The organism is Mycobacterium sp., from assembly GCF_032159765.1.
Lineage (GTDB): Bacteria > Actinomycetota > Actinomycetes > Mycobacteriales > Mycobacteriaceae > Mycobacterium.
The window spans coordinates 25,521-49,369 of the sequence record NZ_JAVHWM010000059.1; the positions used below are offsets into that span (position 1 = coordinate 25,521).

General features: G+C 64.8%; 23 protein-coding genes. 11 read left to right on the top strand and 12 right to left on the bottom strand.

What is annotated here, in order from left to right; all coding sequences use genetic code 11:
• Window positions 1-72 precede the first annotated feature (72 nt).
• Entirely contained in the window at window positions 73-483 is a 411-nt protein-coding gene (locus QOH60_RS05945; protein ID WP_526418105.1) for a cold-shock protein, read from the top strand.
• A gap of 88 nt (window positions 484-571) precedes the next feature.
• Here the strand turns inward: QOH60_RS05945 and QOH60_RS05950 are convergent, their stop codons facing one another.
• On the bottom strand, window positions 572-1,429 hold the full coding sequence (locus tag QOH60_RS05950; RefSeq protein ID WP_526418107.1) for a DUF559 domain-containing protein: 858 nt from the start codon (window positions 1,427-1,429) through the stop codon (window positions 572-574).
• 95 nt (window positions 1,430-1,524) lie between these two features.
• Between QOH60_RS05950 and QOH60_RS05955 the strand changes: the two genes are divergently transcribed.
• Window positions 1,525-2,535 carry a glutathione S-transferase family protein gene (locus QOH60_RS05955; protein ID WP_526418109.1) on the top strand — a complete coding sequence of 337 codons (1,011 nt, stop codon included), beginning with the start codon at window positions 1,525-1,527 and terminating at the stop codon, window positions 2,533-2,535.
• On the opposite strand, the gene QOH60_RS05960 is transcribed toward QOH60_RS05955, so the two are convergent.
• The gene (locus QOH60_RS05960; RefSeq protein WP_526418111.1) at window positions 2,517-3,017 is read right to left on the bottom strand and encodes a DUF2771 family protein; all 501 of its coding nucleotides are present in this window, start codon (window positions 3,015-3,017) and stop codon (window positions 2,517-2,519) included. The two genes, QOH60_RS05955 and QOH60_RS05960, sit on opposite strands and share 19 nt — an antisense overlap.
• Window positions 3,017-4,633 carry an MFS transporter gene (locus QOH60_RS05965; protein ID WP_526418145.1) on the bottom strand — a complete coding sequence of 539 codons (1,617 nt, stop codon included), beginning with the start codon at window positions 4,631-4,633 and terminating at the stop codon, window positions 3,017-3,019. Before QOH60_RS05965 ends, QOH60_RS05960 begins: the two co-directional genes overlap by 1 nt.
• Before the next feature lie 191 nt (window positions 4,634-4,824).
• Between QOH60_RS05965 and QOH60_RS05970 the strand changes: the two genes are divergently transcribed.
• Window positions 4,825-5,604, top strand: coding sequence for a DUF3027 domain-containing protein (locus QOH60_RS05970; protein ID WP_526418147.1), 780 nt, complete (start codon window positions 4,825-4,827; stop codon window positions 5,602-5,604).
• A 3-nt stretch (window positions 5,605-5,607) separates the two neighbouring features.
• Here the strand turns inward: QOH60_RS05970 and QOH60_RS05975 are convergent, their stop codons facing one another.
• Complete coding sequence (locus QOH60_RS05975; RefSeq protein ID WP_526418113.1) at window positions 5,608-5,865, bottom strand: DUF2530 domain-containing protein; 258 nt, start codon at window positions 5,863-5,865, stop codon at window positions 5,608-5,610.
• A gap of 71 nt (window positions 5,866-5,936) precedes the next feature.
• On the opposite strand from QOH60_RS05975, the gene QOH60_RS05980 reads away from it, so the two are divergent.
• Entirely contained in the window at window positions 5,937-6,752 is an 816-nt protein-coding gene (locus QOH60_RS05980) for a TrmH family RNA methyltransferase (RefSeq protein WP_526418115.1), read from the top strand.
• 17 nt (window positions 6,753-6,769) lie between these two features.
• Window positions 6,770-7,051, top strand: a complete 282-nt coding sequence (locus QOH60_RS05985; protein WP_526418149.1) for a DUF2537 domain-containing protein — start codon at window positions 6,770-6,772, stop codon at window positions 7,049-7,051.
• A 3-nt stretch (window positions 7,052-7,054) separates the two neighbouring features.
• Here QOH60_RS05985 and sepH read toward each other — a convergent pair whose 3' ends face one another.
• Entirely contained in the window at window positions 7,055-7,822 is a 768-nt protein-coding gene (gene sepH / locus QOH60_RS05990) for a septation protein SepH (protein WP_526418117.1), read from the bottom strand.
• A 121-nt stretch (window positions 7,823-7,943) separates the two neighbouring features.
• Window positions 7,944-9,062, bottom strand: a complete 1,119-nt coding sequence (serC, locus tag QOH60_RS05995; RefSeq protein WP_526418119.1) for a phosphoserine transaminase — start codon at window positions 9,060-9,062, stop codon at window positions 7,944-7,946.
• A gap of 73 nt (window positions 9,063-9,135) precedes the next feature.
• Here serC and QOH60_RS06000 point away from each other — a divergent pair, with 73 nt between their 5' ends.
• The 4 genes from QOH60_RS06000 to QOH60_RS06015 all read left to right on the top strand — a co-directional run bounded on the left by QOH60_RS06000 (window position 9,136) and on the right by QOH60_RS06015 (window position 13,778).
• Entirely contained in the window at window positions 9,136-9,984 is an 849-nt protein-coding gene (locus QOH60_RS06000; protein WP_526418121.1) for an aldo/keto reductase, read from the top strand.
• 117 nt (window positions 9,985-10,101) lie between these two features.
• Entirely contained in the window at window positions 10,102-10,938 is an 837-nt protein-coding gene (locus QOH60_RS06005; protein WP_526418123.1) for a hypothetical protein, read from the top strand.
• A 132-nt stretch (window positions 10,939-11,070) separates the two neighbouring features.
• Window positions 11,071-12,090 (top strand): diiron oxygenase, encoded by a 1,020-nt coding sequence (locus QOH60_RS06010; RefSeq protein ID WP_526418125.1) that lies wholly within the window; start codon window positions 11,071-11,073, stop codon window positions 12,088-12,090.
• Between the two features lie 8 nt (window positions 12,091-12,098).
• A complete protein-coding gene (locus QOH60_RS06015) occupies window positions 12,099-13,778 on the top strand; it encodes an FAD-dependent oxidoreductase (RefSeq protein ID WP_526418127.1) in 1,680 nt (559 codons plus the stop codon).
• Here QOH60_RS06015 and QOH60_RS06020 read toward each other — a convergent pair.
• Both QOH60_RS06020 and QOH60_RS06025 read right to left on the bottom strand, forming a co-directional pair.
• Entirely contained in the window at window positions 13,755-14,999 is a 1,245-nt protein-coding gene (locus tag QOH60_RS06020) for an alpha/beta hydrolase family protein (RefSeq protein ID WP_526418129.1), read from the bottom strand. The two genes, QOH60_RS06015 and QOH60_RS06020, sit on opposite strands and share 24 nt — an antisense overlap.
• Window positions 15,000-15,060: 61 nt before the next feature.
• Window positions 15,061-15,513 (bottom strand): VOC family protein, encoded by a 453-nt coding sequence (locus QOH60_RS06025; RefSeq protein WP_526418131.1) that lies wholly within the window; start codon window positions 15,511-15,513, stop codon window positions 15,061-15,063.
• Between the two features lie 176 nt (window positions 15,514-15,689).
• Between QOH60_RS06025 and QOH60_RS06030 the strand changes: the two genes are divergently transcribed.
• A complete protein-coding gene (locus tag QOH60_RS06030; protein ID WP_526418133.1) occupies window positions 15,690-17,837 on the top strand; it encodes a prolyl oligopeptidase family serine peptidase in 2,148 nt (715 codons plus the stop codon).
• 3 nt (window positions 17,838-17,840) lie between these two features.
• Here the strand turns inward: QOH60_RS06030 and QOH60_RS06035 are convergent, their stop codons facing one another.
• Window positions 17,841-18,965 (bottom strand): citrate synthase, encoded by a 1,125-nt coding sequence (locus QOH60_RS06035; RefSeq protein ID WP_526418135.1) that lies wholly within the window; start codon window positions 18,963-18,965, stop codon window positions 17,841-17,843.
• Between the two features lie 83 nt (window positions 18,966-19,048).
• Between QOH60_RS06035 and pdxH the strand changes: the two genes are divergently transcribed.
• Window positions 19,049-19,708 carry a pyridoxamine 5'-phosphate oxidase gene (gene pdxH, locus QOH60_RS06040; RefSeq protein ID WP_526418137.1) on the top strand — a complete coding sequence of 220 codons (660 nt, stop codon included), beginning with the start codon at window positions 19,049-19,051 and terminating at the stop codon, window positions 19,706-19,708.
• A gap of 187 nt (window positions 19,709-19,895) precedes the next feature.
• Here the strand turns inward: pdxH and QOH60_RS06045 are convergent, their stop codons facing one another.
• The 3 genes from QOH60_RS06045 to QOH60_RS06055 all read right to left on the bottom strand — a co-directional run bounded on the left by QOH60_RS06045 (window position 19,896) and on the right by QOH60_RS06055 (window position 23,743).
• Complete coding sequence (locus tag QOH60_RS06045; protein WP_526418153.1) at window positions 19,896-20,273, bottom strand: hypothetical protein; 378 nt, start codon at window positions 20,271-20,273, stop codon at window positions 19,896-19,898.
• Between the two features lie 158 nt (window positions 20,274-20,431).
• Window positions 20,432-21,196 carry a L,D-transpeptidase gene (locus tag QOH60_RS06050; protein WP_526418139.1) on the bottom strand — a complete coding sequence of 255 codons (765 nt, stop codon included), beginning with the start codon at window positions 21,194-21,196 and terminating at the stop codon, window positions 20,432-20,434.
• Window positions 21,197-21,310: 114 nt separating this feature from the next.
• Window positions 21,311-23,743: a glycogen/starch/alpha-glucan phosphorylase gene (locus QOH60_RS06055; protein WP_526418151.1), complete on the bottom strand. Its 2,433-nt coding sequence runs from the start codon at window positions 23,741-23,743 to the stop codon at window positions 21,311-21,313.
• Between the last annotated feature and the right edge of the window lie 106 nt (window positions 23,744-23,849).

A 23,849-nucleotide genomic window follows, 5' to 3' on the forward strand; every position in this document is an offset into this window, starting at 1 on the left:
CACGTAATCGCGTCCTGCGAAGCGGGGCGCGTTCTTTGCGAGCGACCCGTCGAGACAAGCAGGTGAGACACAGTGCCGACCGGCAAGGTGAAGTGGTACGACGCCGAAAAGGGCTTCGGCTTCCTGGCCCAGGAGGATGGCGAGGACGTCTACGTCCGCTCGTCGGCGCTGCCTGCCGGGGTCGAATCACTCAAGGCGGGTCAGAAGGTGGAGTTCGGCGTCGCGTCCGGTCGGCGCGGTCCACAAGCGCTCAGCCTCAAGCTGATCGAACCGCCGCCATCGCCGCTGCGTACCCGCCGAGAGAGCGGCCCGGCAGAGCACAAGCACACGCCGGACGAGTTGCACGGGATGGTCGAGGACATGATCACGCTTCTCGAGGGTGCGGTGCAGCCTGAGCTGCGCAAGGGACGCTACCCGGACCGCAAGACCGCGCGGCGGGTGTCAGACGTGGTGAAGGCTGTCGCCCGGGAACTCGACGCCTGATTTCACTCGGGGCAGTCCTGACGCGCGAACGTCGATTACCCGTCGACATTTCGGGCGATTTCTCGCAATAGGTCGACGTTCGTCGCGACTAACCGCGGTATCCGGACGCGTGCAGCGCAGCGAACACCCGCTCGACGACGGTGCTTCGGCGGTATCGAAGCATGTCGCCGCTCACGCGAACGATCCGCCAGCCCAACGCCTCCAGCTCCGCGAGGCGGTCGATGTCCCGCGCGCGCTGGGCAGGGTCGGTCCAGTGGTGAGCGCCGTCGAACTCGACGGCCACCTTCCATTCGGGCCAGCCCATATCGAGCCGCGCGACGAACAGGCCGTTCTCGTGAACTTCGATTTGGGTGCGCGGCGGAGGGAGGCCGGCTCCGACGAAAAGCAGACGTGTTCGTGTTTCTTGCGGCGACTCCGCGCCAGGGTCGGCCAACTTCAGTGCTTGCCGGAGTTGGACGATTCCCCTTGCCCCTCGATGCCGTGCGGCGAGGGCCTCGACGTCGACGGCCTTCAGGTCTGTGGCGCGCATAAGCGCGTCCAGCCGGACGACCGCCAGCGTCAGGCCCGCGCGACGCCCGAGATCGAACGCCGTGCGGGCCGGCGCGGTCACGGGAATGGTTGCGCGGAACAATGTCTCGTCATTCCAGAGCTTGTCGCTATGCAAAAGGATGCCGGAAACTTTGTCACGACTCGGCCGATTGAGTTCAGCCGGTTGGTTGGCATCGATCCATCTCGAGCCGTGCAGTGCCGCGGCCGACAGCCCTGCGACCGTTGCTTGTCTGCCTGACCAAAGCCACGCGGCGACGGCCTTCGTCACAGCTGTGACTTCGCGCCCTGCAGGAATGTAGACATTCCGATACAGCTGCTGGTACTTGGTGCGGAGCTGATATGCGGTGACGACGCCCTCGCGCAGTGCTTCGGTGCCGATAAACGGCCAATCGGACATACGGGCATCGACGCCGAGCGTCGACTTATGGTTCCAAAACCGCCCAAACATCGACTGGTAATCGACGTTCGTCGAACAGCGAATAGCCTGAACCCATGGCTGCGTATGTCGCCAGCGGCGGCGCGTTCGAGCGTGACACCAAATACATCACCACCCGAATCACCGCCGACGGGCGCGACGGGTATCCGGTGGAGCCGGACCGGTATCGGCTGATCGTGGCGCGGGCGTGCCCGTGGGCAAACCGGGCCATCATCGTGCGACGGCTGCTCGGGCTGGAACCGGTGCTCTCCATTGGCTTTTGCGGGCCGACGCACGACGAGCGGAGCTGGACCTTCGACCTCGACCCGGGCGGTGTCGACCCCGTGCTGAAGATTCCGCGGCTTCAGGACGCCTACTTCGCCCGGGTCCCGAATTATCCGAAGGGCATCACCGTGCCGGCGATCGTCGACGTGCCGACCGGTCAGGTCGTCACCAACGACTTCGCGCAGATGACGCTGGACCTGTCCACCGAATGGCGTCAATACCACCGCGACGGCGCACCGCAGCTCTACCCTGAACCGCTGCGCGCAGAGATCGACGAGGTCGCACAGCGCATCTACACCGAGATCAACAACGGCGTCTATCGCTGCGGCTTCGCCGGATCACAGGAGGCCTACGATAAGGCCTACGACAGGCTGTTCGCCGCGCTGGACTGGGTATCCGAAAGGCTAAGCGGTCAAAGGTATTTGGTGAGAGACACGATCACCGAGGCCGATGTTCGGCTGTTCACGACGCTGGCACGATTCGACCCGGTGTATCACGGGCACTTCAAATGCAATCGGCAGAAGCTCGCGGAGATGCCGGTTCTGTGGGCGTATGCACGGGACCTGTTCCAGACGCCGGGCTTCGGCGACACCACCGACTTCGTGCAGATCAAGCAGCACTACTACATCGTGCACAAGGACATCAACCCCACCCAGATCGTCCCCAAGGGCCCCGACCTGACGAACTGGCTTACCCCGCATGGCCGAGAGTCGTTGGGAGGCAGACCGTTTGGTGATGGTACGCCACCCGGCCCGACGCCGGAAGGGGAGCGCGTGCCGCCCGGTCACTCGCCCTTGGGTTGAGGCCACACCATGGCCATCGACCACACCGCGTGGGCGACGTACGCCAGTTCGCCGGTCGGCGTCCTCGCCACGGTGACGAGCTGCACCTCGATCCGGTCAAGCCGGCCCCCGTGCGGACCCACGGTCGGCACGGTCGCCGCGAGCGTACCGGGCCGCATCTTGTCCTCGCCGTTGTCGTCAGCGTTGTCGTAGAGCCGCAACAGCACCCACAGGCCGCGGCTGACCTCGGACGGCACCGACAGCTGCACGGGGTAGTGGTCGGTGACCCGAAGTTCGCCGACCGCGTTCGGGTTGTCGCAGTTGGTCAAATCGAGCACAGGACAATAGGTGAACGGTCCTGTCCGGGTCAACAGGCCGTTGGAGTACGCGCTGATCTCCGGCAACTGGGGCGGGCGGTGACGCACCAACAGCCAAATGCCCGCTGCGACAACGGCACACATCAGCGCGATGACCGTCGCCATCACGGTGACGACTCGGGTCACTACGGCACCGTGACCGGGGCGCCCCCATGGGCCCCGTTGGGATCCATGCCCTCCTGCGCGGCGATGACGGGCCGGTTGCCGCCGAAGCCGGGGATCAACGAGTCGCCGCGATAACTGACGATCGTTTGGGCCAAGCCCACGATCAAGAACGACGAGATCGCGGTGAACCCGACGCGCAGGTCGGTGTGCACCAGCACACCGACCGCTCCGCCGGCGACCCAGGCAAGCTGCAGTAGCGACTCGGATCGACCGAACGCCGACGCTCGCGATTCCTCGGGAAGATCGTCTTGCAGCGATGCGTCCAGTGATGCCTTGGCGATCGCGGCGGAGGCCGACGTGACCAACGCCGCAATCGCCAAGAAGATCATTCCGCCGAAGAACGCTCCCACCAAAGCAGCGAGCGCGACCGGAATGGTGCAGCGAACCACCAGACGCGACGGCCTGCCCAATTGCATTCGGGCAGCGACTCCATTCCCGGCGAAGTTACCGACGCCGGCGGCAGCGCCGATGAACCCGAGCAGTGCAATGGTCTTCCACGCCTCGTCGGGCTGACTCTCCGCCTTGGCCACGAATGCCGGGTACAAAAACAGGAACCCGACCATGATCTTGATCGTCACGTTTCCCCACAGCGACGTGATGATGTTGCGGCCCAAAGGTTGTCGCGGCTTGCTGGGGCGCTTGGAGTGAGAACGCATGTCACCGTTCTTGTCGCGCCGAAGGTCATCGGTGCCGCCGTGGTAGGACAGCGTCGCCGGAACCTCGCCGGCCGTGACCTCGACCCAGCTCGGGATCTTCATCGACGCGTACGCACCGACGATCGTCGTCGCGACGACGATGAACAACGCGCCCGGCACCCCGAACAACTTCGTCAGCGCAAGTTCGAAGGCTGCTGCGATGCCGCCGCCGACGATGGTTCCGCCGATCAGGCCGAACACGGTCAACCTCGAGTTCACCCGCACCAAGTCGATGCTCGGTGGGGTCACGCGCGGCGTCACCGCGCTGCGCAGCACGGAAAACGACTTGGAGAACACCATCATCAACAGCGCGGCCGGATACAGCACCCACGACGGATAGCTGCCCGCTGCGCCGTCGTAGTTGGCGATCAGCACAACGGCAAGCACGGTCCGCGCCCCGAAGGACATCGCCAGCGCCACCCGTCGGCCATGCTGCAACCGATCCAGCGCAGGCCCGATCAACGGCGCGATCACGGCGAACGGAGCGATCGTGATCAACAGATACAGCGCGACCTTGCCCTTGCTTTCGCCTGAGGCTGCCGCGAAGAACAGGGTGTTGGCCAACGCGACAGCCATGGCCGCGTCGACGGCGAAGTTGGCCATCACCGGATAGATGAGGGCGGTCAACCCCGACTTGTCCGCACCGTCGGCGGTGGCCGCGCGGCGGAACACCCCGTACATCCGCACGCCCATCTCTCGGCTGCGCATGGCGGCTGCGCGGGTGACGGTCACGCGTTCGCCCGAGTTCCTTCGAGAACTTGACCGCGGCGGCGGGGGCGGCGGCGTCGGCTCGTCGATCGGCGGCAGATACCGGTTGGCGCTCGGCATGGGTGGCCGCCGAGATCTGTGAGGGCCGCCGGCGCCGGTGGGGTAGTTGGCCATCCCGGGATGCTCGGCATCGGGGCCCGGAGCAGGCCGGGGCGGGTAGTACTGGCGATCTGATTTCGGATCGTCACTCGGGTAGTCGGGCCGCGAGCCGTTCACGAGTCCGATTCTCCACTATCGGCTGTCCCTGGGTGGCATAGCTGGCCGGTGTGGCTAGCGCTGCGCTGGTGCGGCACTATGGGGATGCGATGGAGGGCTTGTTTGTGGCGTCGAACGCTGTCGAAACACCGGCACCGGGTCTCGACGTCGTGTTAGGCGGTGCCGTGGAGCAGGCGCGTGCGGCGATCGCCGAATACAGCGGCGACACCGTGGGCGAGTACATCGGCGTCACCTTTGAGGACACCACCTCGGCGACACATCGCTTCCTTGCGAACCTGCCGGGCTACCACGGATGGCAGTGGGCCGTGGTCGTGGCTGCGCACCCCGGAGCGGAAAACGCCACGGTGAGCGAGGTCGTCCTGGTCCCCGGGCCTACCGCGCTGCTGCCTCCTCGATGGGTGCCGTGGGAGGATCGCGTCCGCCCTGGCGATCTCGGACCAGGTGACCTCCTTGCGCCGGCGCAGGATGATCCGCGGCTGGTGCCCGGCTACACAGCCACCGGCGATCCAGAGATCGACGATGTGACGGTGGAGCTCGGACTCGGCCGTCGGCAGGTGCTCAGTGAATTCGGTCGCGCCGAGGCCGCGCAGCGTTGGCACGACGGTGATTTCGGCCCCCAGTCCGCGATGGCGCGGTCGGTTCGCCGGGTGTGCCGCGACTGCGGGTTCTATCTGCCGCTTGCCGGCGTGCTCGGCGGGATGTTCGGCGTGTGCGCCAACGAGTTGTCCGCCGACGGGCACGTGGTCGATTCTCAGTACGGCTGCGGAGCGCACTCGGACACTCCCGCCGCGTCCCCGGGTAGCGGCTCGCCGCAGCACGACCCGTACGACGACGGCGTGCTCGATCTCGTGGAACCGGCTCAGTCCTAGGAGTCAGTGCAGACCGGTCTGTGCACCGCGTGCTCCCCGGCGCGCGGCGTGACGTTGCCAGAGAAACACCGACGTGCCGAAAACGGTGAGGCCCAGGCCCGCAACTGCGATGGGGCGCCAGGTTTCGAGGGCTGGGACGGTGAACGCCAGCACCGCCGCGACAACCCAGCACAATGCGATAACCCCGATCACCGGTCGTGGATCGGTCAGCGCATCGGGCAGAGCGGGTGGCTGCACCCCGTCTGGTGGCTCGTCCGTCATCGGGTCCAACGTATCCGATGCTGCCGTACCGTTCGCCAGATGAGTTCGCAGCCGTGTTCGCGGAGTCGCGCGTGAGCGCAGTGATCGACGTCGACGACTCCGACGACCCACGCCTCGACGATTTTCGTGATCTCAACAGCATCGACCGTCGCCCCGACCTTCCAAGCGGGAAGGGCTTGGTGATCGGCGAGGGTGTGCTGGTGGTGCAGCGGATGTTGGTGTCGCGCTTCAGGCCCTTCGCGTTGATCGGCACCGACCGCAGGCTCGGCGAGCTGCGTGACGACCTCGCGGCGACCGACATTCCCTACTACCGCGTGGACGCGGACGTGATGGCGCGCGCGGTCGGTTTTCACCTCAATCGAGGCGTGTTGGCTGCGGCGCGACGACCGCGGGCGGCCACCGTGCGCGATGTCATCGACGGGGCTCGTACCGTGGCTGTGCTCGAAGGCGTCAACGACCACGAGAACATCGGTTCGATCTTCCGCAACGCCGCGGGCCTAGGCGTCGATGCCGTGGTGTTCGGTTCCGGGTGCGCCGACCCGTTGTATCGGCGCGCCGTACGTGTGTCGATGGGTTATGCGCTTCTCGTGCCGTTCGCCCAGGCCGAAGCCTGGCCCGCGGACTTGAAACTATTGCGCGACAAAGGCTTTCGCCTCCTTGCGATGACGCCGGATCGTGACGCGACGACGCTTGAGGACTCGATGGCATCCGCGCGTGACGAGAAGGTGGCGATTCTTGTCGGGGCCGAGGGGCCCGGGCTGACCGAGCGCGCGATGCGGGCCTGCGACATGCGGGTGCGGATCGCGATGTCTGGTAAGACCGACTCGTTGAATGTCGCGACGGCGGCGGCGCTGACGTTCTACGAAAGGGCTAGGCTCGGCGCGTGATTGAAGACGACGAGTCGGTGACTCAAGAGGACGTCGCGACGCCGTGGGGAACGGGCCTCACTGTTGCCGGCTTCGTCGCTGCGGTCGTCGCATTGGCGATCACAGTGCTGAGTCTTGGTGTGGCGCGGGTTCATCCGCTTCTGGCGGTCGGGTTGAACCTCGTCGCGGTCGGCGGCCTCGCGCCGACGCTATGGGGATGGCGCACGGTCCCGGTGCTGCGCTGGTTCGTGCTCGGAAGTGCCGTCGGTGTCGTCCTGGGATGGCTGGCACTGCTGGCAGCCGCGCTTCAGGGCCCGTGACGTCTAGTGACGCCCGCCTGAGCGAATGTCGAGCAGCACGTCTTCCCATGCCGGCACTGGAGGCCTGCGGCGACGGCTCCGCTGCGCTGGTGCTGGCTCCTCAGCGGATTCCTCGTCGTGGGGCACTTCGTCGAAATCGAGTTGTGGCAATTGCGGAACGGGGGCCAGCGGCCGTAACTGCCGCTCGAAGTTCGGGTCGATGAGCTCGCTAGCCGCGTCGTCGAGCGCGGTCGCCGTGCCACCGTGCGCGCCAGGCGTGAACCCGAAGTGCGCGACGTTTTCCGACAGACCCGCTTGCCATGTCAGCTGCACGGTCCAGCGTCCGTCCGCGTTCCGCCACGCGTCCCACGACGTGGCGTCGTGATCAAGGCCGCGGGCGAGCAACGCGCCGGCGACCGTTTCGAGCAGCGTCGCGACGGCAGGCCCGTCGGCCAGCACGGGGTGGGACGCAGTTGCCAGCTCGGCGGCTCTCGACCGCTCGAGCAGAACAGGGTGAGCGAACCGCTCTACCCGGGAAATGTCGGCACCGGCTGCCTCGGCAACTTGTTCGACCGACGCCCCCGCCCTGATCCGGGCTTGAATCTCCTTGGGACTGAGCACGTTCGTGACCTCATTGTCGACTTCACGCGCCTGGCTACGGGCTGATTCCCCGCGAACGGCGGCGCGCAGCCGTTCGTCGGCGCGCAGCAGGAACCGCTCCGAGGAGTTCTTGCTCTCGCAGATGACGTGATTGCCGTCGACGTCGAGACCAACCACCGTGAGTTCCCGCATGTCGACCTCCTTCGGCGCACTTTAACGCAGCGGAGGGCTAAAACGGCGCTGACACGCTGGCCTGTTGCTCTTCGCGCAAGCTGTCCCCCGCAAGCGGGTGGTGCCCCACATCGACGCGGGTCTACAGCCTCTCGACCACCCAGTCGATGCACTCGATCAAGGCGCTGACGTCGTCGGGCTCCACCGCGGGGAACATCGCCACCCGCAACTGGTTGCGCCCCAGTTTGCGGTAGGGCTCGGTGTCCACGATGCCGTTGGTCCGCAGCACCTTCGCCACCGCGGTCGCGTCGACCTCGTCGGAGAAGTCGATGGTGCCTACCACCTGTGACCGCAACGCCACGTCGGTCACGAACGGCGTCGCGTACGGCGACGCCTCCGCCCACGAGTACAGCCGCTGCGACGAGTCGGCGGTGCGCTTGACCGCCCAGTCCAGTCCGCCGTTGCCGTTCAGCCAGTCGATCTGCTCGGCCAGCAACGCCAGCGTGCCGATCGCGGGCGTGTTGTATGTCTGGTCCTTAAGGCTGTTCTCGACAGCGATCGGCAACGACAGGAAGTCGGGCACCCAGCGGCCCGACGACGCGATCGACTCGATACGAGCCAGCGCCGCAGGGCTCAACAGCGCCAGCCAGAGACCACCGTCACTGGCGAAGTTCTTTTGCGGCGCAAAGTAATACGCGTCTGCGTCGGCAACATCGACCGGCAGGCCGCCGGCGCCCGACGTTGCGTCGATGACGATCAGCGCCTGCTCGGAGCCTTCGGGCCGCCGGACCGGAACGGCCACACCCGTCGAGGTTTCGTTGTGCGCCCACGCGATCACGTCGACCGACGGGTCCGAACGCGGCTCGGGAGCGCTTCCCGGGTCGGACTTGACGATGATCGGTTCGCCGACAAACGGGTTCTTGTCGACGCCGTTGGCGAACTTCGAGCTGAACTCGCCGTAGGCGAGATGCAACGAGCGCTTGTCGATCAGCCCGAACGCAGCGGCGTCCCAAAAGGCTGTGGCGCCGCCGTTGCCTAGCACCACCTCGTAGCCGTCCGGCAACGAGAACAGTTCCGCCAGTCCCTTACGTACGCGGCCGACCAGATTCTTCACCGGCGCCTGCCGGTGCGACGTGCCGAACAGGGGTGCCGCCGTAGTGACCAGCGCCTGAAGTTGCTCGTGACGCACCTTCGACGGGCCTGAGCCAAATCTGCCGTCTTTTGGTTTGATCGAGTCGGGGATAGTGAGCTCTGCAGCCATGGTCACCAGGCTAGTGAGCGTTTGTGGCGCTCTGCGAAGGGGCACAGCTTCCCTGATGCGAGAGGAGCAACCTATGACCACGGTTCCACTGATCGATCTCAACGACGGCAATCGCATTCCTCAGTTGGGTTTCGGAGTGTTCCAGATTCCGCCCGACGAGACGGCCGACGCCGTCAAGGCCGCGCTCGATATCGGCTACCGGCACATCGACACCGCCGAGATGTACGGCAATGAAAAGGAGGTCGCCGACGGAATCCGGGAAGCGGGTGTCAGCCGCGGCGACGTCTACATCACCAGCAAGCTCAACAACGGCTATCACAAGCCCGACGACGCTCGTCGCGCGTTCGACGAGACGTTGCGCAAACTCGACTCCGACTATGTGGACCTGTTCCTCATCCACTGGCCGTTGCCGACGCTCTACGGCGGCGACTTCGTCTCAACCTGGAAGGTGCTCGAAGAATTCCAGAAGGACGGGCGCTCGCGCAGCGTCGGGGTGTCGAACTTCGAGCCCGCGCATCTGGAGAAGCTGGCCCAGGAGTGTTCGGTCGTGCCCGCCGTCAACCAGATCGAGGTCCACCCGTACCTCGCCAACGACGAGGTACGCACCTACAACCGGGAGCATGGGATCGCGACTGAGGCGTGGTCACCGATCGCGCAGGGCGATGTGCTGGGCGACCCGGTGATCACCGCGATCGCCGAGTCGGTGGGCAAGTCGGCCGCCCAGGTGGTGCTCCGGTGGCACATCCAGCGCGGCGACATCGTGTTCCCGAAATCGGTCACTACCGCGCGCGTCAGGGAGAACTTCGAGCTGTTCGACTTCGAGCTCAGCGCCGACGACATGGTCGCCATCTCGGGACTCGACCGCGGCGAGGACGGCCGCCGGGGCCCGCACCCGGACAAATTCGACTACATCCCCAAGTAGCAGGTTCGCGAGATCTGCACCTGGGCTGTGGATCGTCAGATATCGCAGCCTCCTGCAGAAATCGGCGCAAGATGTACGGCGCGGCTTCGATTTGCGTACGAGGGGGAGGGTTTGCAGATGGCTGAACAGGAACTAGCGCAGTCGAATCCCCGGTCTCCGAATTCGGACGACTCAGCGAACGTGAGACCGGTTAGCGACACCGAGCGTGGTCTGTTGACCGCTATTTTTCTTATAGGAGCTTCAGTCCTCGTTGGCGGGATGATTTGGCGGTGGAGGGTCGACAACCCGCCTTCTGGCCAAGACCTCGCGAACGCACTCGTAACATTGGGCTCAGGAATCGTCCTGGGAGGCGGGCTGAAGTTTCTGCTCGACAGGTATCAGCAGAAGCAGAAGAAGCGTGAAGAGCAACATGAGCTTCGCGAACGGCTACTTGCCGAGTTGAGAGACGTATATCTCCGAACCGAGACCGCTCGGCTCACAATCAAGGCCCTGGGTTCGACCCAGTCCTACTCCGAGAAGATGCGCGAACTCATCGGGTGTCAGGCTGCTCTGCTGAAGATAAAGCGATCACTCGATCTCAGAACGAACGAAGAGGGCCGCGAAAGGAACAAAAGGTGCTTCGTCGACATCGTCGGATACTTGCGGGCGCTTCAGAACGAAACTGCCGACGAAATCGGGAAGATGCCTGCTGGCGATATGCATTGGGGTGAGCCGAGTAAGACCACCACACCCCCTGTGCTTTATGACCTGATCAAGTGTGGCGAACGGTTCCGTACGCGGTTCACTGGTCCGCTGTACACGCTCGCCAGTGAGTTTCTCCAACACGGCGTCCCAACAGTCGCTGATCACGCGGATGTGGCTGCGATTCCGGGGTTCGATAAGTGCTTTGACGATCTCGTCGAATTGGCTGCTGGCGAGATCCGGGACGTGTGCGCGGCCCGCCCGAAAGTGTGACCCACGTCACGTGACACGCGTCAAGTGCCCGTCGCGCACAGCCCCGCACAGAGCCTAGAAAATTGGTGGGACCTACGGTACCGTTGCTAGACATTAGGCCCATGGATGTAAACCCATAGGAGGGTTCTTCGAATGGCTCGGACGCGTATCGTCAAGCGCTGGAAGCGCAACATGGAGGTCACCGACGACCACGAGTACGTCGAGAAGCTGACCACCCTCTCTGAAGGCTCAGTACGCCGAAACTTCGACCCGTATACCGACATCGACTGGGATTCGCCCGAATTTGCGGTCACAGAAAACGACACCCGATGGGTGCTGCCCTCGACCGACCCCCTCGGCCGTCACCCGTGGTACCAGGCGCAGCCGTTGGACAAGCAGATCGCGATCGGAATGTGGCGGCAGGCCAACGTCGCCAAGGTCGGCCTGCACTTCGAGAGCATCCTCATCCGCGGTCTCATGCAGTACACGTTCTGGGTACCGAACGGATCACCCGAGTACCGGTACTGTCTGCATGAATCCGTCGAAGAGTGCAACCACACCCTGATGTTCCAGGAGATGGTGAATCACATCGGCGTGGACGTCCCGGGCATGCCGCGGCTGCTGCGCTGGATCTCGCCGTTCATCCCACTGGCGGCCGGACCGCTGCCGATAGTGTTCTTCTTCGGCGTGCTCGCCGGCGAGGAGCCAATTGACCATACGCAGAAAAATGTTCTGCGCGAAGGCAAGTCACTGCATCCGATCATGGAGAAAGTGATGGCCATCCACGTGGCTGAGGAAGCGCGCCACATCTCGTTCGCGCACGAGTATCTGCGCAAGCGGGTCCCCCGCATGCATCGCCGCCGCAAGTTCTGGCTCTCGCTTCACGTACCGATCATCATGCGGGTGCTATGCTCGGCGATCGTGGTGCCGCCCAAGGCTTTCTGGAAAGAGTTCAACATCCCGAAGTCAGTGCGCAAAGAGTTGTTCTTCGACTCCCCCGAATCACGGCAATGGCTCAGCGACATGTTCGGTGACGTCCGAATGCTGTGCGAAGAAACTGGATTGATGAACCGCCCGGCGCGGCTGATCTGGCGCATGTGCAAGATCGACGGCCGCCCATCGCGCTACCGCAGCGAGCCGGCTCGTACGCACCTCCCGGTGCCGGCCGCCTAGGCGTTCGGATGCCGCACGTCATCACCCAGTCGTGCTGTAGCGACGGGTCCTGTGTCTATTCGTGTCCGGTCAACTGCATCCACCCGTCACCGGACGAGCCTGGATTCGCGACCGCCGAAATGCTGCACATCGATCCGGTGGCATGCGTCGACTGCGGGGCGTGCGTGTCGGCCTGCCCGGTCGGGGCCATCGCACCCGACTCGAAGCTGACCACCGAGCAGCTGCCGTTCGTCGAAATCAATGCCCTGTTCTATCCCAAGCGGCCCGAAGGCGAAAAGCTACCGCCTACATCGAAGCTGGCGCGGGTAATCGAGGCGCCGATGATCACCCGGCCGGGGCGCGGTCCGCTGCGCGTGGCAGTGGTCGGGTCCGGTCCCGCCGCGATGTACGCCGCCGACGAATTGCTGACGCAGCCGGGCGTGCGCGTCAACGTGTTCGAGAAGTTGCCGACGCCCTACGGGTTGGTGCGCGCCGGAGTGGCACCCGACCATCAGATCACCAAGCGGGTGACGCAGCTGTTCGACCGGATGGCGAGCCACCGCGGTTTCGAGTTCTACCTCAATGTCGATATCGGCCAACACCTTTCGCATGCCGAGCTGCTGCACCATCACCACGCGGTGCTGTACGCGGTCGGTGCGTCGTCGGACCGCCGCCTCGACATCGATAGCTTCGGCGTGCCCGGCACCGCGACGGCCACCGAGGTCGTCGCGTGGATCAACGGCCACCCCGATTACGCGCAGATGTCGGTACCCCTCGACCGTGAACGGGTCGTCATCGTCGGCAACGGCAACGTCGCACTCGACGTCGCGCGCATTCTGACGACCGATCCAGACCAGCTGGCTGCCACCGACATTGCTCACGGCGCGCTGGCCGCCCTTCGCGACAGCAAGGTGCGTGAGGTCGTCATCGCCGCGCGCCGCGGACCCGCGCAGTCGGCCTTCACCCTGCCCGAGATGATCGGCCTGACAGCCTCCTCACGCGTTGTGCTGAGCGCCGCAGACCACGAGCGGGTACGCGCGGACCTCGCCGAGTGCGGAGATCAGCTGACCCGGCACAAGTTGGAATTGCTTGCGTCGCTGGACATCTACGACGAGCACGACGAGTCGCCTACGATCCGAATGGCATACCATCTGACGCCGTCACGGGTCCTGGGCGATCGCCGTGCGGAAGGTGTCGAGTTCGTGGTGACGGGCAGTGACGAGGTCCGCGAGGTCGAGGCCGGCCTGGTGCTGAGCTCCATCGGCTACCGCGGGCGCCCTGTGCCCGGCTTGCCCTTTGACGACGACGCCGCTGTGGTGCCCAATCGCGAGGGCCGAGTGGTCGATCCGCAGACGGGCGCGCCGGATCGTGGCTCCTACGTCGCGGGCTGGATCAAGCGGGGTCCGACGGGATTCATCGGGACCAACAAATCGTGCGCACAGGAGACGGTCGCCGCTCTCGTCGCTGATTACAACGCCGGCCTCCTTGCCGATCCGCAGGAGGGTGCCCGCGGGCTGAACCGGTTGGTGCGCCAGCGCCAACCGGACGTGATCGACGCGGTGGGTTGGCGGGCGATCGATGCCGCAGAGACAACACGCGGCGCGGCTCACGGACGTCCCCGCGAGAAATTCACGTCGATCCCGGAGATGCTCGACGCGGCAGCCGCCGGCCGACCGCGGCGCCGTCTACTCGCCGGATTTCAGCGCTGACGACACCAACCCTGAGCGCGCCAAGGCCGTGTCGATGAAGTCGTGAACGGGCCGAGACCGAAAGAATCCGGTGTGACCGCCTGGGTACCAGACGATTTCGGGCTTGCCCCAGTGCTCCCACAGCCGGATCACCTGCTCGCGCGGATGGACGACGCGGTCAGCTAGACCCCCGTAGACGAAGCGGCCCTGCAACCGAACTCGGGGTGTGAGCGACAGCGGCGACACCATCCGGCCCAGGGGTCTGGCCATCTCGATGGTGTCGCGACGGGGGTCGTCTCTGCTCAGGCCTGAGTGGCGCGAGAGGACATCTACGAGATCAGCGACCGGCACGCCGAGGATCGCGCATGTGAGACCCCCGTCGAGGCTGGCGACAAGTGCCGCCATGTAGCCGCCCAACGACATGCCGGTCAGCCCGATCGCCGACTGCGGTTCCTGCAGGCGGATCCAGGTCAACACCCGGCGGATGTCCCAGACGGCCTGTGCGGTGGCGTGAACGTTGTCCATCACATCGCCGCCGGGGAGTGTCGCGGTCTTGGGCAGGCCCCGCTTACGTGGACCGTGCAGAGGAAGGACCGGCAGCACGACGTTGAGGCCAAGGTCCTCATGCAGGTGCCAGGCCCGGAAAAGCCTCAGGTCAACCCCGGCCCTGCCCATCTCGGTACCGTGCACGCACACCAGCCACGGCCGCGGTTCGGGGTGTCGCAGGAGCAGGCCGTACTCGCGGTTGTTGGCGGCATAGCCGAGCCACCGCTCGCGGCCCGGCTCACCCGTGTACGGGGCGTATCCGCTGTCGAACACGAACCGCTGATAACTGCGATGCCGTCGATGCACCTGATGCAGGTCAAGTTCCGTCAGAGGCGGAGGTGATGCGAAAAACGCCTTCGGGTTGGCCAGGAATCCCCGCTGCCCGTAGTAGTCGAGTGCATCAGTCACCTCGTGGGTGATCCGGTCGAAATCTCCGCCGCTGCTGACGGGTCGGCTCAGTTGCAGGCCGACGAGAACGACCTCATCGCGCAGCGCCTGACCGGCAAGCCGGAAAGTCGGCCGCACCAGCGGAAGCTCGGATGCTTCCCCAGAGCGGTAGTCACGCCGCGAGCGCGCGTAGTAGCGACCCGTGCGCGCGAACGGCTTGATCACCGTCCGCAGCGCGTTAGCCGGAACGGAGCGTGGAGCGGAGGACCCTTCGGGGGGCGGAAGCTCGTCGCGATCAGGTATCGACATCACAGCCGATGCTATGCGCTCCCGAACTGCTCTCGCGCGAACGCCGGGACCGGGCGAGGGCCTACTGCTGGTTGACCGCCTTCTGGATTTCATCAGGGCTCACTTCACGAACCGGCTGTCCCATCGACCACTGGTGGCCGAACGGATCGCGCAGCATGCCGTAGCGGTCTCCCCAGAATTGGTCTTCCACCGGCATCACGACGGTGGCCCCGGCGTCGATTGCGCGCTGGAACCTGGCGTCCACGTCGTCGACGACGAGGTGAATGGTCACCGGCGTGCCGCCGAGTGCCGGCGGGGTGACGGACTTTCCGTCGTTCATCTCGGGAAAGTCGTCGTTGAGCATCACCGTTGAGCCGTTGATCTGCACCGCTCCATGGATCAGCTTCTTGCCGTCGGGCCCCGGAACACGGCCTAGTTCAACGCCGTTGAATGCCTTCACGTAGAAGTCGATGGCGGCGGCTCCGTCGTCGACAGTCAGGTGCGGCAGCACAGCGGGTGTTACGTCGATCGCCATGGTGATCTCCTTCTCGTAGGTGTCGGCTCATCGTTACGAGTTCATGCAACCATCGGGTACCGACATCCAGGTGAACTGGCAGCGCGGCTGCGGTAATTGCTAACCCAGCACGGCGACAGATCAGCGCTGTACTGTGCGTGAATGTTCCGATCGAGACGTATCACCAAGGCTGCCAGATGACCGCCTTCGTGCGTGCGCGGTTCGGTCGGCAGCTTCTGATCATGACCTTGCTGGCTGTGTTGGTCGCAAGTTGTTGCAAGGTGAGCAGCGCCGCCGACCCCTACCTGTGGCTAGAGGAAACTGACAGTCCGCAGGTGCAGAAGTGGATCGCGGCCGAGAACGCCAAGACGCTCGGGGTTCTGGAGAGCGATCCGCGCTTTGCGGCCAACTTCGCGAAAGCGAAGGAGCTGATGAGCGCGCCGGACCGGTTGGTGCTGCCCGCGCTCCTCGGGGATGGCATGGTGGGGAACTTCTGGCAGGACGCCGACCATGTGCGGGGGATTTGGCGCGAGACCACCGAAGCCGATTACGTTTCGCCGCAGCCGAATTGGAAGACAGTGCTGGACCTCGATGAGCTAGCACGGACCGAGAGTCGCAACTGGGTGTGGGACGGGATGAGTTGCGACCCCGTCACGCACAAGCGCTGCCTGCTGCAACTCTCCGATGGCGGTGAGGATGCAGTTTCGGTCCGCGAATTCGACAGAGCAACTGGGCGATTTGTGCCCAACGGCTTCGTACTCGATCGCGGAAAGCAAAGTATGTCCTGGGTGGACATTGATACGTTGTTGGTGTCACGGGAATGGCAACCGGGCGAGATGACGGTTTCCGGGTACCCCTACGTGGTCAAACGATGGAAGCGCGGGCAGCCGCTCGACCAGGCCGTGGAGGTAGCGCGCGGCGAGAGAACGGATGAAACTCCCACCCGCGCAGTTCTCGTCGACAACGGCGCCGGACGCCGGATCAACGCGGTGGTGCGCGGACGGACCTTCTTCGAGAACGACTTCAGACTGGTGATCGGTGACAGTTCGGAGCCGTTGGCATTACCGCCGAAGTCCAACTTCAGCGGGATGGTCGGCAATCAGGTGCTCGTTTCGATCGACGAAAACTGGACTGTTGACGGCACGACCTACCAATCCGGTTCGCTGCTGTCGCTGGATGTCGATGAGATGACGCGCGATCCCGGTCGGCTGCGGCCGACGGTCGTGTACGCGCCTGGGCCGCAAGAGGCGTTGCAGGGCGTGATGACCACGCGCGACCACGTGATCGTCACTTCGCTGTATGACGTGAAGGGGCGCGCCACGGTGTTCAGCCGACGTCCCGACGGCTCGTGGTCGGGAGCGCCGGTTCCCTTGCCGGACAATGCGGTAGTCGGTGGCGTGGACGCGGACAGCTCCGGCACAACCGCCTATCTGACGGTATCAACGATGGTCACCCCGACCACCCTGTACCGACTGGACGCCGCTGATGTCCGCGTAGAACCCGTGAAATCCGCACCGGCGCGGTTTGATTCGTCTCGGTACGTGGTCGAGCAAATGAAGGCCACGTCAACTGACGGCACAGAGGTTCCCTACTTCATCGTGCACGCCGCCGACATGAAGTACGACGGCACGACACCGACAATCATGTGGGCGTATGGCGGTTTCGCTTCCTCGGAGACGCCGAACTACAGCGGTGTCGTCGGCAATCTCTGGCTCGCCCACGGCGGCGCATACGTCATTGCCAACATCCGCGGAGGCGGTGAATACGGACCGCGCTGGCACGAGGCTGCGTTGAAAACCAAGCGGCAGACAGCATACGACGACCTTGCCGCCGTCGCCCGCGACATGATCGCGCGCAAGATCACCAGCCCGCGCTATCTCGGTATCGAGGGCGGCTCGAACGGTGGCCTGCTCATGGGTGTTGAGTTCACCCAGCATCCGGAACTGTGGAACGCGGTCGACATCGCGATCCCACTGTTGGACATGGTGCGCTACGAGCAGATCGCTGCGGGCGCGTCATGGGCGGGCGAGTACGGCTCGGCCGCGAACCCCGACGAGCGGGCATTCCTTGAATCCATCTCGCCCTACGCGCAATTGAAGCGCGGCGTGAAGTACCCGGTGCCCTTCATCTGGACCACGACGAAGGACGATCGCGTCGGCCCGCAGCACGCCCGCAAGTTCGCGGCGAGGCTGGCCGAGTACGGCAGCCCGTACCTGTTCTACGAGTTGACCCAGGGCGGCCACGGAAGCGGCACCAACATCGACGAGGAAGCCAAAACAACTGCGCTCGAATACACGTACTTCCAGCGGCAACTCATGCCGCTGCCGGACAACGAAAAGAAGTAACAGTTACACGGACGCGTGCGCGACCGACGGCCAGCCCTCCACCGTTTCGACGCTGCGCGGCTCCGGCCCGACATAGATCGCCGCCGGACGAACGAGTTTGCCGAGCCGCTTCTGTTCGAGGATGTGCGCGCACCAGCCGGCCGTACGTCCGCACGTGAACATCGCGGGCATCATCCTGGCCGGCACGCCTGCGAAATCGAGGATGACTGCGGCCCAGAACTCCACGTTCGTCTCGATGGCGCGATCCGGCCGTCGCTCACGCAGCTCGGCCAGCGCGGCCTGCTCGAGGGCAGCCGCCACCTCGTACCTGGGCGCCTCGAGGCGCTTAGCGGTGGACCGCAGCACCCGGGCCCGTGGGTCCTCGGCGCGATACACCCGATGACCGAAGCCCATCAATTTCTCTTTGCGATCCAAAATCCCCTTGACGAGTCCGCGAGCATCGTCGTCGCGCTCGACCTCCTCGATCATGGGGATGACGCGCGCTGGTGCGCCGCCGTGCAGCGGGCCGCTCATCGCCCCGATTGCGCCTGACAATGCCGCGGCGACGTCGGCGCCGGTGGACGCGATCACCCTTGCGGTGAACGTCGACGCATTCATTCCGTGCTCGGCGGCCGACACCCAGTACGCATCGATGGCTTCGACCTGGCGCGGGTCGGGATCACCCTTCCACCGGGTCATGAAACGTTCTGTCACAGTGGAACATTTGTCGATTTCGTGCTGCGGAATGGCGGGCCGCTCGATGCCGCGCGCCGATTGTGCGACGTATGACAGCGCCATGACCGACGCGCGCGCCAGCTGGTCACGCGCGGTCTGGTCGTCGAGGTCGAGGATCGGCGCGTACCCCCAGATCGGCGCCAGCATCGCAAGACCCGCCTGCACGTCGACGCGGACATCGCCCGTGTGGATCGGCAGCGGGAACGGCTCGGCGGGCCGCAGGCCCTGGCCGAACTTGGCGTCCACCAGCAATGCCCAGACGTCGCCGAACGTGACCCGCTGATCGACAAGTTCCTCGATGTCCACGCCGCGATAGCGCAGTGCGCCGCCGTCTTTGTCAGGCTCGGCGATCTCCGTGGTGAAGGCGACGACGCCCTCGAGGCCGCCGACGAAATTCTCGGGCACTGCTGTCATGAGGCTGATTCTCGCACCCGTTGCGTCGGTGGTTTATACCGGCCGGTAACCTCGCCCGCGACCAGCGGCGTAGCGTTGCGACGATGGCTCAACCCGGCGACGAACGCTTGGCGAGGATGCGCGTGGAATACGGATCGGCGGAAAAGGACGGCAGCCCCGACCTCGATGCCGATTGGCTAGCCGAGGGCTGGGTTGTGTTGCTGCGCAAGTGGATTGAGGATGCAGAGCGCGCTGGTGTTGCAGAGCCCAACGCGATGGTGGTGGCCACAGTCGACGCGGCGGGAAGGCCGATGAGCCGCACAGTGTTGTGCAAAACCGTGGACGAATCCGGCATCACTTTCTTCACCAATTACGACTCGGCAAAAGGCGAAGAACTCGCTGCAAACCCCTATGCGTCGGCGACCTTCCCGTGGTACGCGCTGGGCAGGCAGGTGCACGTGCGCGGCCCTGTGAGCAAGGTCACCGCGGAGGTGACCGCCGACTACTGGACCAAACGGCCGCGGGGCTCGCAGCTCGGCGCCTGGGCGTCACACCAGTCACGACCCATCGGGTCGCGCGCCGACCTGCTCCGCCAACTCGACGACGTCGCCACGCGTTTCGCCGACGTCGACGTCCCGGTGCCGCCGAACTGGGGCGGCTATTTGGTGACGCCCGAGGTCGTCGAGTTCTGGCAGGGCCGAGAAGACCGGTTGCACAACCGAATTCGACTCTCCGACGGCCGAATCGAACGTCTGCAACCCTAGCCATGGACGTCGCTCTTCGCGCAAGCGGCTCATCGACGTCCGATGCTCTTCGCGCAAGCGGCTCATCGACGTGAGCCTGCTCGCCGACACCACGCCACTGCGCACGCCCGACTTTCGCCGCCTGTGGATGTGGTGTGTTCTCTGTGATCGGTGCGAACCTGACGATCTTCGCGGTTCCTGTGCAGATCTACGCGCTCACGCAGAACTCCGCGTACGTCGGGAACATGTCCGTGCTGTCGAGGCCGGCGGTGTCGACGTCGCCGCTGCGGTACGAATCGGTGGTCAGTGCCCGGTTGATGCGCGCGACGGCATGCGAGAACTTGTCGTAGCTGCCCGAGTTGAACAGCCGCTGCATCCTGGCGAAGTACGGAAAGCCGGGGTATGCCCAGTACGGCTCGATGGGGGTGAGGCTGGCGAGCAGCTCGCCGCAGATCCCGATGTAGCGCTCCTTGAGCTCGCCCGTGGTCGTCGTCCGGGTGAGTCGGTCCGCGGCCTCTTCCAGCCGGCACCACGCATCCCCGCGAAGCTGCCAGACACTGTTGTATGCCTGGGACGTTTCGGGCATTGCCGGCCTCCGACCGTCGAGTGCGCGCGGGTGTGTCGCCGCCCATCAGCTACTCAATATCGCAGCGTTGGAGGGACACGCGGGTGAGCAGGAGGCAAACGGCAGCCGAATGCTGCTGTTACACAACAATTTCACAGCGTCAATTACGCAGCGTCGTGCTAAGCCTTCACGACGACTGGATCGCCCACGTGAACGTTGTTGTAGTACCACGCGGCGTTGTCAGGGCTCAGGTTGATGCAGCCGTGGCTGACATTGGTGTGCCCCTGCGAATCGACCGACCAGGGTGCCGAGTGCACGTAGACGCCGCCGCTGGTGATCCGCTCGGCGTAGTGCGCGGTGATCTTGTAGCCCTCCGGCGAACTCAGCGGGATGCCGATGGTGCGGGAGTCCATGACGACGGTCTCGGCTTTGTCGAGGACGGTGAAGCTGCCTTGTGGAGTGGGACGGCTCGGCTTGCCCATGGACGCCGGCATGACACGGACGACCTGTCCGTCAATGCTCACCGTAAAGGTGTGCTCGGAAAGGCTGGCCACTCCCTGCACGGCGGGGCCGGTGGTGACGTCGGTCTTGTAGCCGGCGCCCGTGATTTCGATATGGCTGTGCGCCGGCCAGAAGCCGACGGGATTCCATTGCAGCTGTTGATTGTTCAGCCACTCAACCCGACCACTCTGACCGGTGGAGGTGGTGAGGTGGATCGCCCGTTCGGCGGCGGCGCGGTTGGTGACCGGATGCGCGAAGGTCACGGTGACGGGCGCCGCGACGCCGACCTGTCCAGCTGGGGCGTCGAGCGACGCAATGGCGCCCGAGGGAGCCGCGGCGGAGGCGATGTTGCCTGAAGCCAAAAGCAATACGGCGCTGGCGGCCGTTACCAGCGGCAACAGCGTGGCGCGAACTGGGGCGACGCGCATACGTGGCAATTTCATTGCCCGTTAATACCCCACATCGTGCCTATCTAAGCCCGGCATAGGCGCGATAAAGATCACGATCTCCGCTGACCGGCGACATCAAAGAACAGGGCCGTGTGCGGCGTAGCCCGGCTACCGCACCGTCACTGGCAAGACGTCCCAGATGTCATCGCAGTACTCCGTGATGGCCCGGTCGGATGAGAACTTGCCGCTTCGCGCGGTGTTCATGATCGACTTGCGCGTCCACGCCTCGACGTCACCCCACGCCGCGCTGACCCGCTCCTGGCACGCGATGTACGACGCGTAGTCGGCCAGGACCAGGAACGGGTCGTCGTAGCGCAGGTTGTCGACCAGCGGACGGAACACCTCGGTGTCACCGTGCGAGAACCGGCCCTCGGAGATTAGCCCCAGCACGGCTGCCAGTTCCGGGTTGGCCGCGACGTAATCGTCGGGCCGGTAGCCGCCACGCTTGAGAGCCTCGACCTCATCGACCGTGAGGCCGAAAAGGAAGAAGTTCTCATTGCCGACCTCCTCGCGCATCTCGACGTTCGCGCCGTCGAGAGTGCCGATGGTCAGCGCCCCGTTGATCATGAACTTCATGTTGCCGGTGCCCGACGCCTCCTTGCCCGCGGTGGAGATCTGCTCCGACAGGTCGGCAGCCGGGTAGATCATGTGGGCGTTCTGCACGTTGAAGTTCGGAACGAACGCGACCCGCAGGAACTGGTTCACGTCAGGATCATTGTTCACCGTCTCGCCAACGGCGTTGATCAGCTTGATGATTCGCTTGGCCATGAAGTAGCCGGGCGCGGCCTTTCCGCCGAAGACGAAGGCGCGAGGGGCAATCGGAAGCCCGGGGTTCTGCTTCAGGCGGTGATACAGCGTGATGATGTGCAACACGTTGAGGTGTTGGCGCTTGTACTCATGGATTCGCTTGACCTGAATGTCGAACATCCAGTCGGGGTTCAGTTCCACGCCCGCCGTCGACCGCACGTAATCGGCGAGGCGCGCCTTGTTGGCACGCTTGACCGCGCGCCACTGGGCGCGGAACGCTGGGTCCTCGGCGTAGGGCTCGAGCCCGCGTAGCTTGTATAGGTCGCTCATCCAGCCCTCGCCGATCGTCTCGTCGAGGAGTTCCCGCAGGCCTGGATTGGACAGCGCCAGGAACCGTCGCGGCGTGACGCCGTTGGTCTTGTTGGAGAAGCGCTCGGGCCACAACTCGTAGAAGTCCTTGAGCACGCTTTCCTTGAGCAGTTCGGAGTGCAGCGCTGCGACGCCATTGATCGCGTGGCTGCCGACCGTGGCCAGATGGGCCATCCGGACGCTCTTGCCGCCGTCCTCACCGATGAGTGACATGCGCCGCAGCCGGTCGTCGTCGCCGGGGAATTTCGCGGCAACCTCATCGAGAAACCGGCGGTTGATCTCGTAGATGATTTCGAGATGGCGGGGCAACGACTCGCCGAAGATCTCCAGCGGCCACTTCTCGAGCGCTTCCGGAAGCAGGGTGTGATTGGTGTAGCCGAAGGTGCGCACCGTGATGTCCCACGCCTCGTCCCAGTCCAGATGGCGTTCGTCGACAAGCAGCCGCATCAATTCCGCGACGCCGATCGACGGGTGAGTGTCGTTGAGCTGCAACGCAAATTGCTCCGGAAGTTGTCTGACGGACTTGTCGGCGAGGTCGTCCATGATGTGCAGCACGTGCTGCAGCGAGCATGAGACGAAGAAGTACTGCTGCAGCAGCCGGAGCCGCTTGCCCGCTTCGGGCTCATCGTTGGGGTAGAGCACTTTGGTGACGGTTTCGGAGTTGACCTCGTCCTCGACGGCCCTGTAGTAGTCGCCCGTGTTGAAAGCCTCCAGCGCGAACGACTCAACAGCCCGTGCGCTCCACAGCGTCAGCACGTTGCACGTCTTCACGCCGTAGCCCTGGATCGGGGTGTCGTAGGCGACGCCCTTCAGGACGCGGCCGGGCACCCAGCGGACGCAGTCGTTGCCGTTGGCATCGGTGTAGTGCTCGCTGTAGCCGCCCCAGTTGACCCGGTAGTTCACGTCTGGCTTGGGGATCTCCCACGGGTTGCCGTTGACCAGCCAGTTGTCGGTCTTCTCGACCTGCCATCCGTCGTGGATCTCCTGATCGAAGATGCCGAACTCGTAGCGGATGCCGTAGCCGATCGCCGGGCGCTCGAGGGTGGCCAGCGAGTCGAGATAGCAGGCGGCAAGTCTGCCGAGCCCGCCGTTGCCCAGTCCCGGTTCTTCCTCGCACGCCAGAACCTCGTTGAGATCCTGGCCCATTGCCGCCAATGCGGTCTTCGCGGCCCGTTCCATGCCGAGGTTCAGCAGGTTGTTGCCCAGCTGGGGACCCATCAGGAATTCGGCTGACAGATAACAAGTCACCTTGCGGCCGAGGTCGAGTGAAACCTGCGTCGAGGCGACCCGACGGTCCTGCATGCGGTCCCGCACTGCCAACGCAAGCGCTCGGTAATAGTGCTCGGGCCGCAGTGCCGCGGCCGGTCGGCCAACCGAATAGCGCAGATGATCGGTGATCGCCCGCTGTAGCGCGGGCGCCTGCATGCCGGTGCGCGCATGTTCGACAAGATCGGAACGCGCTTGAGCAGATGGCACGTCGGAGGGTGTCTGTTCGACATCAGTCATCGTGAGTGTTACTCCCTAGAGGTCG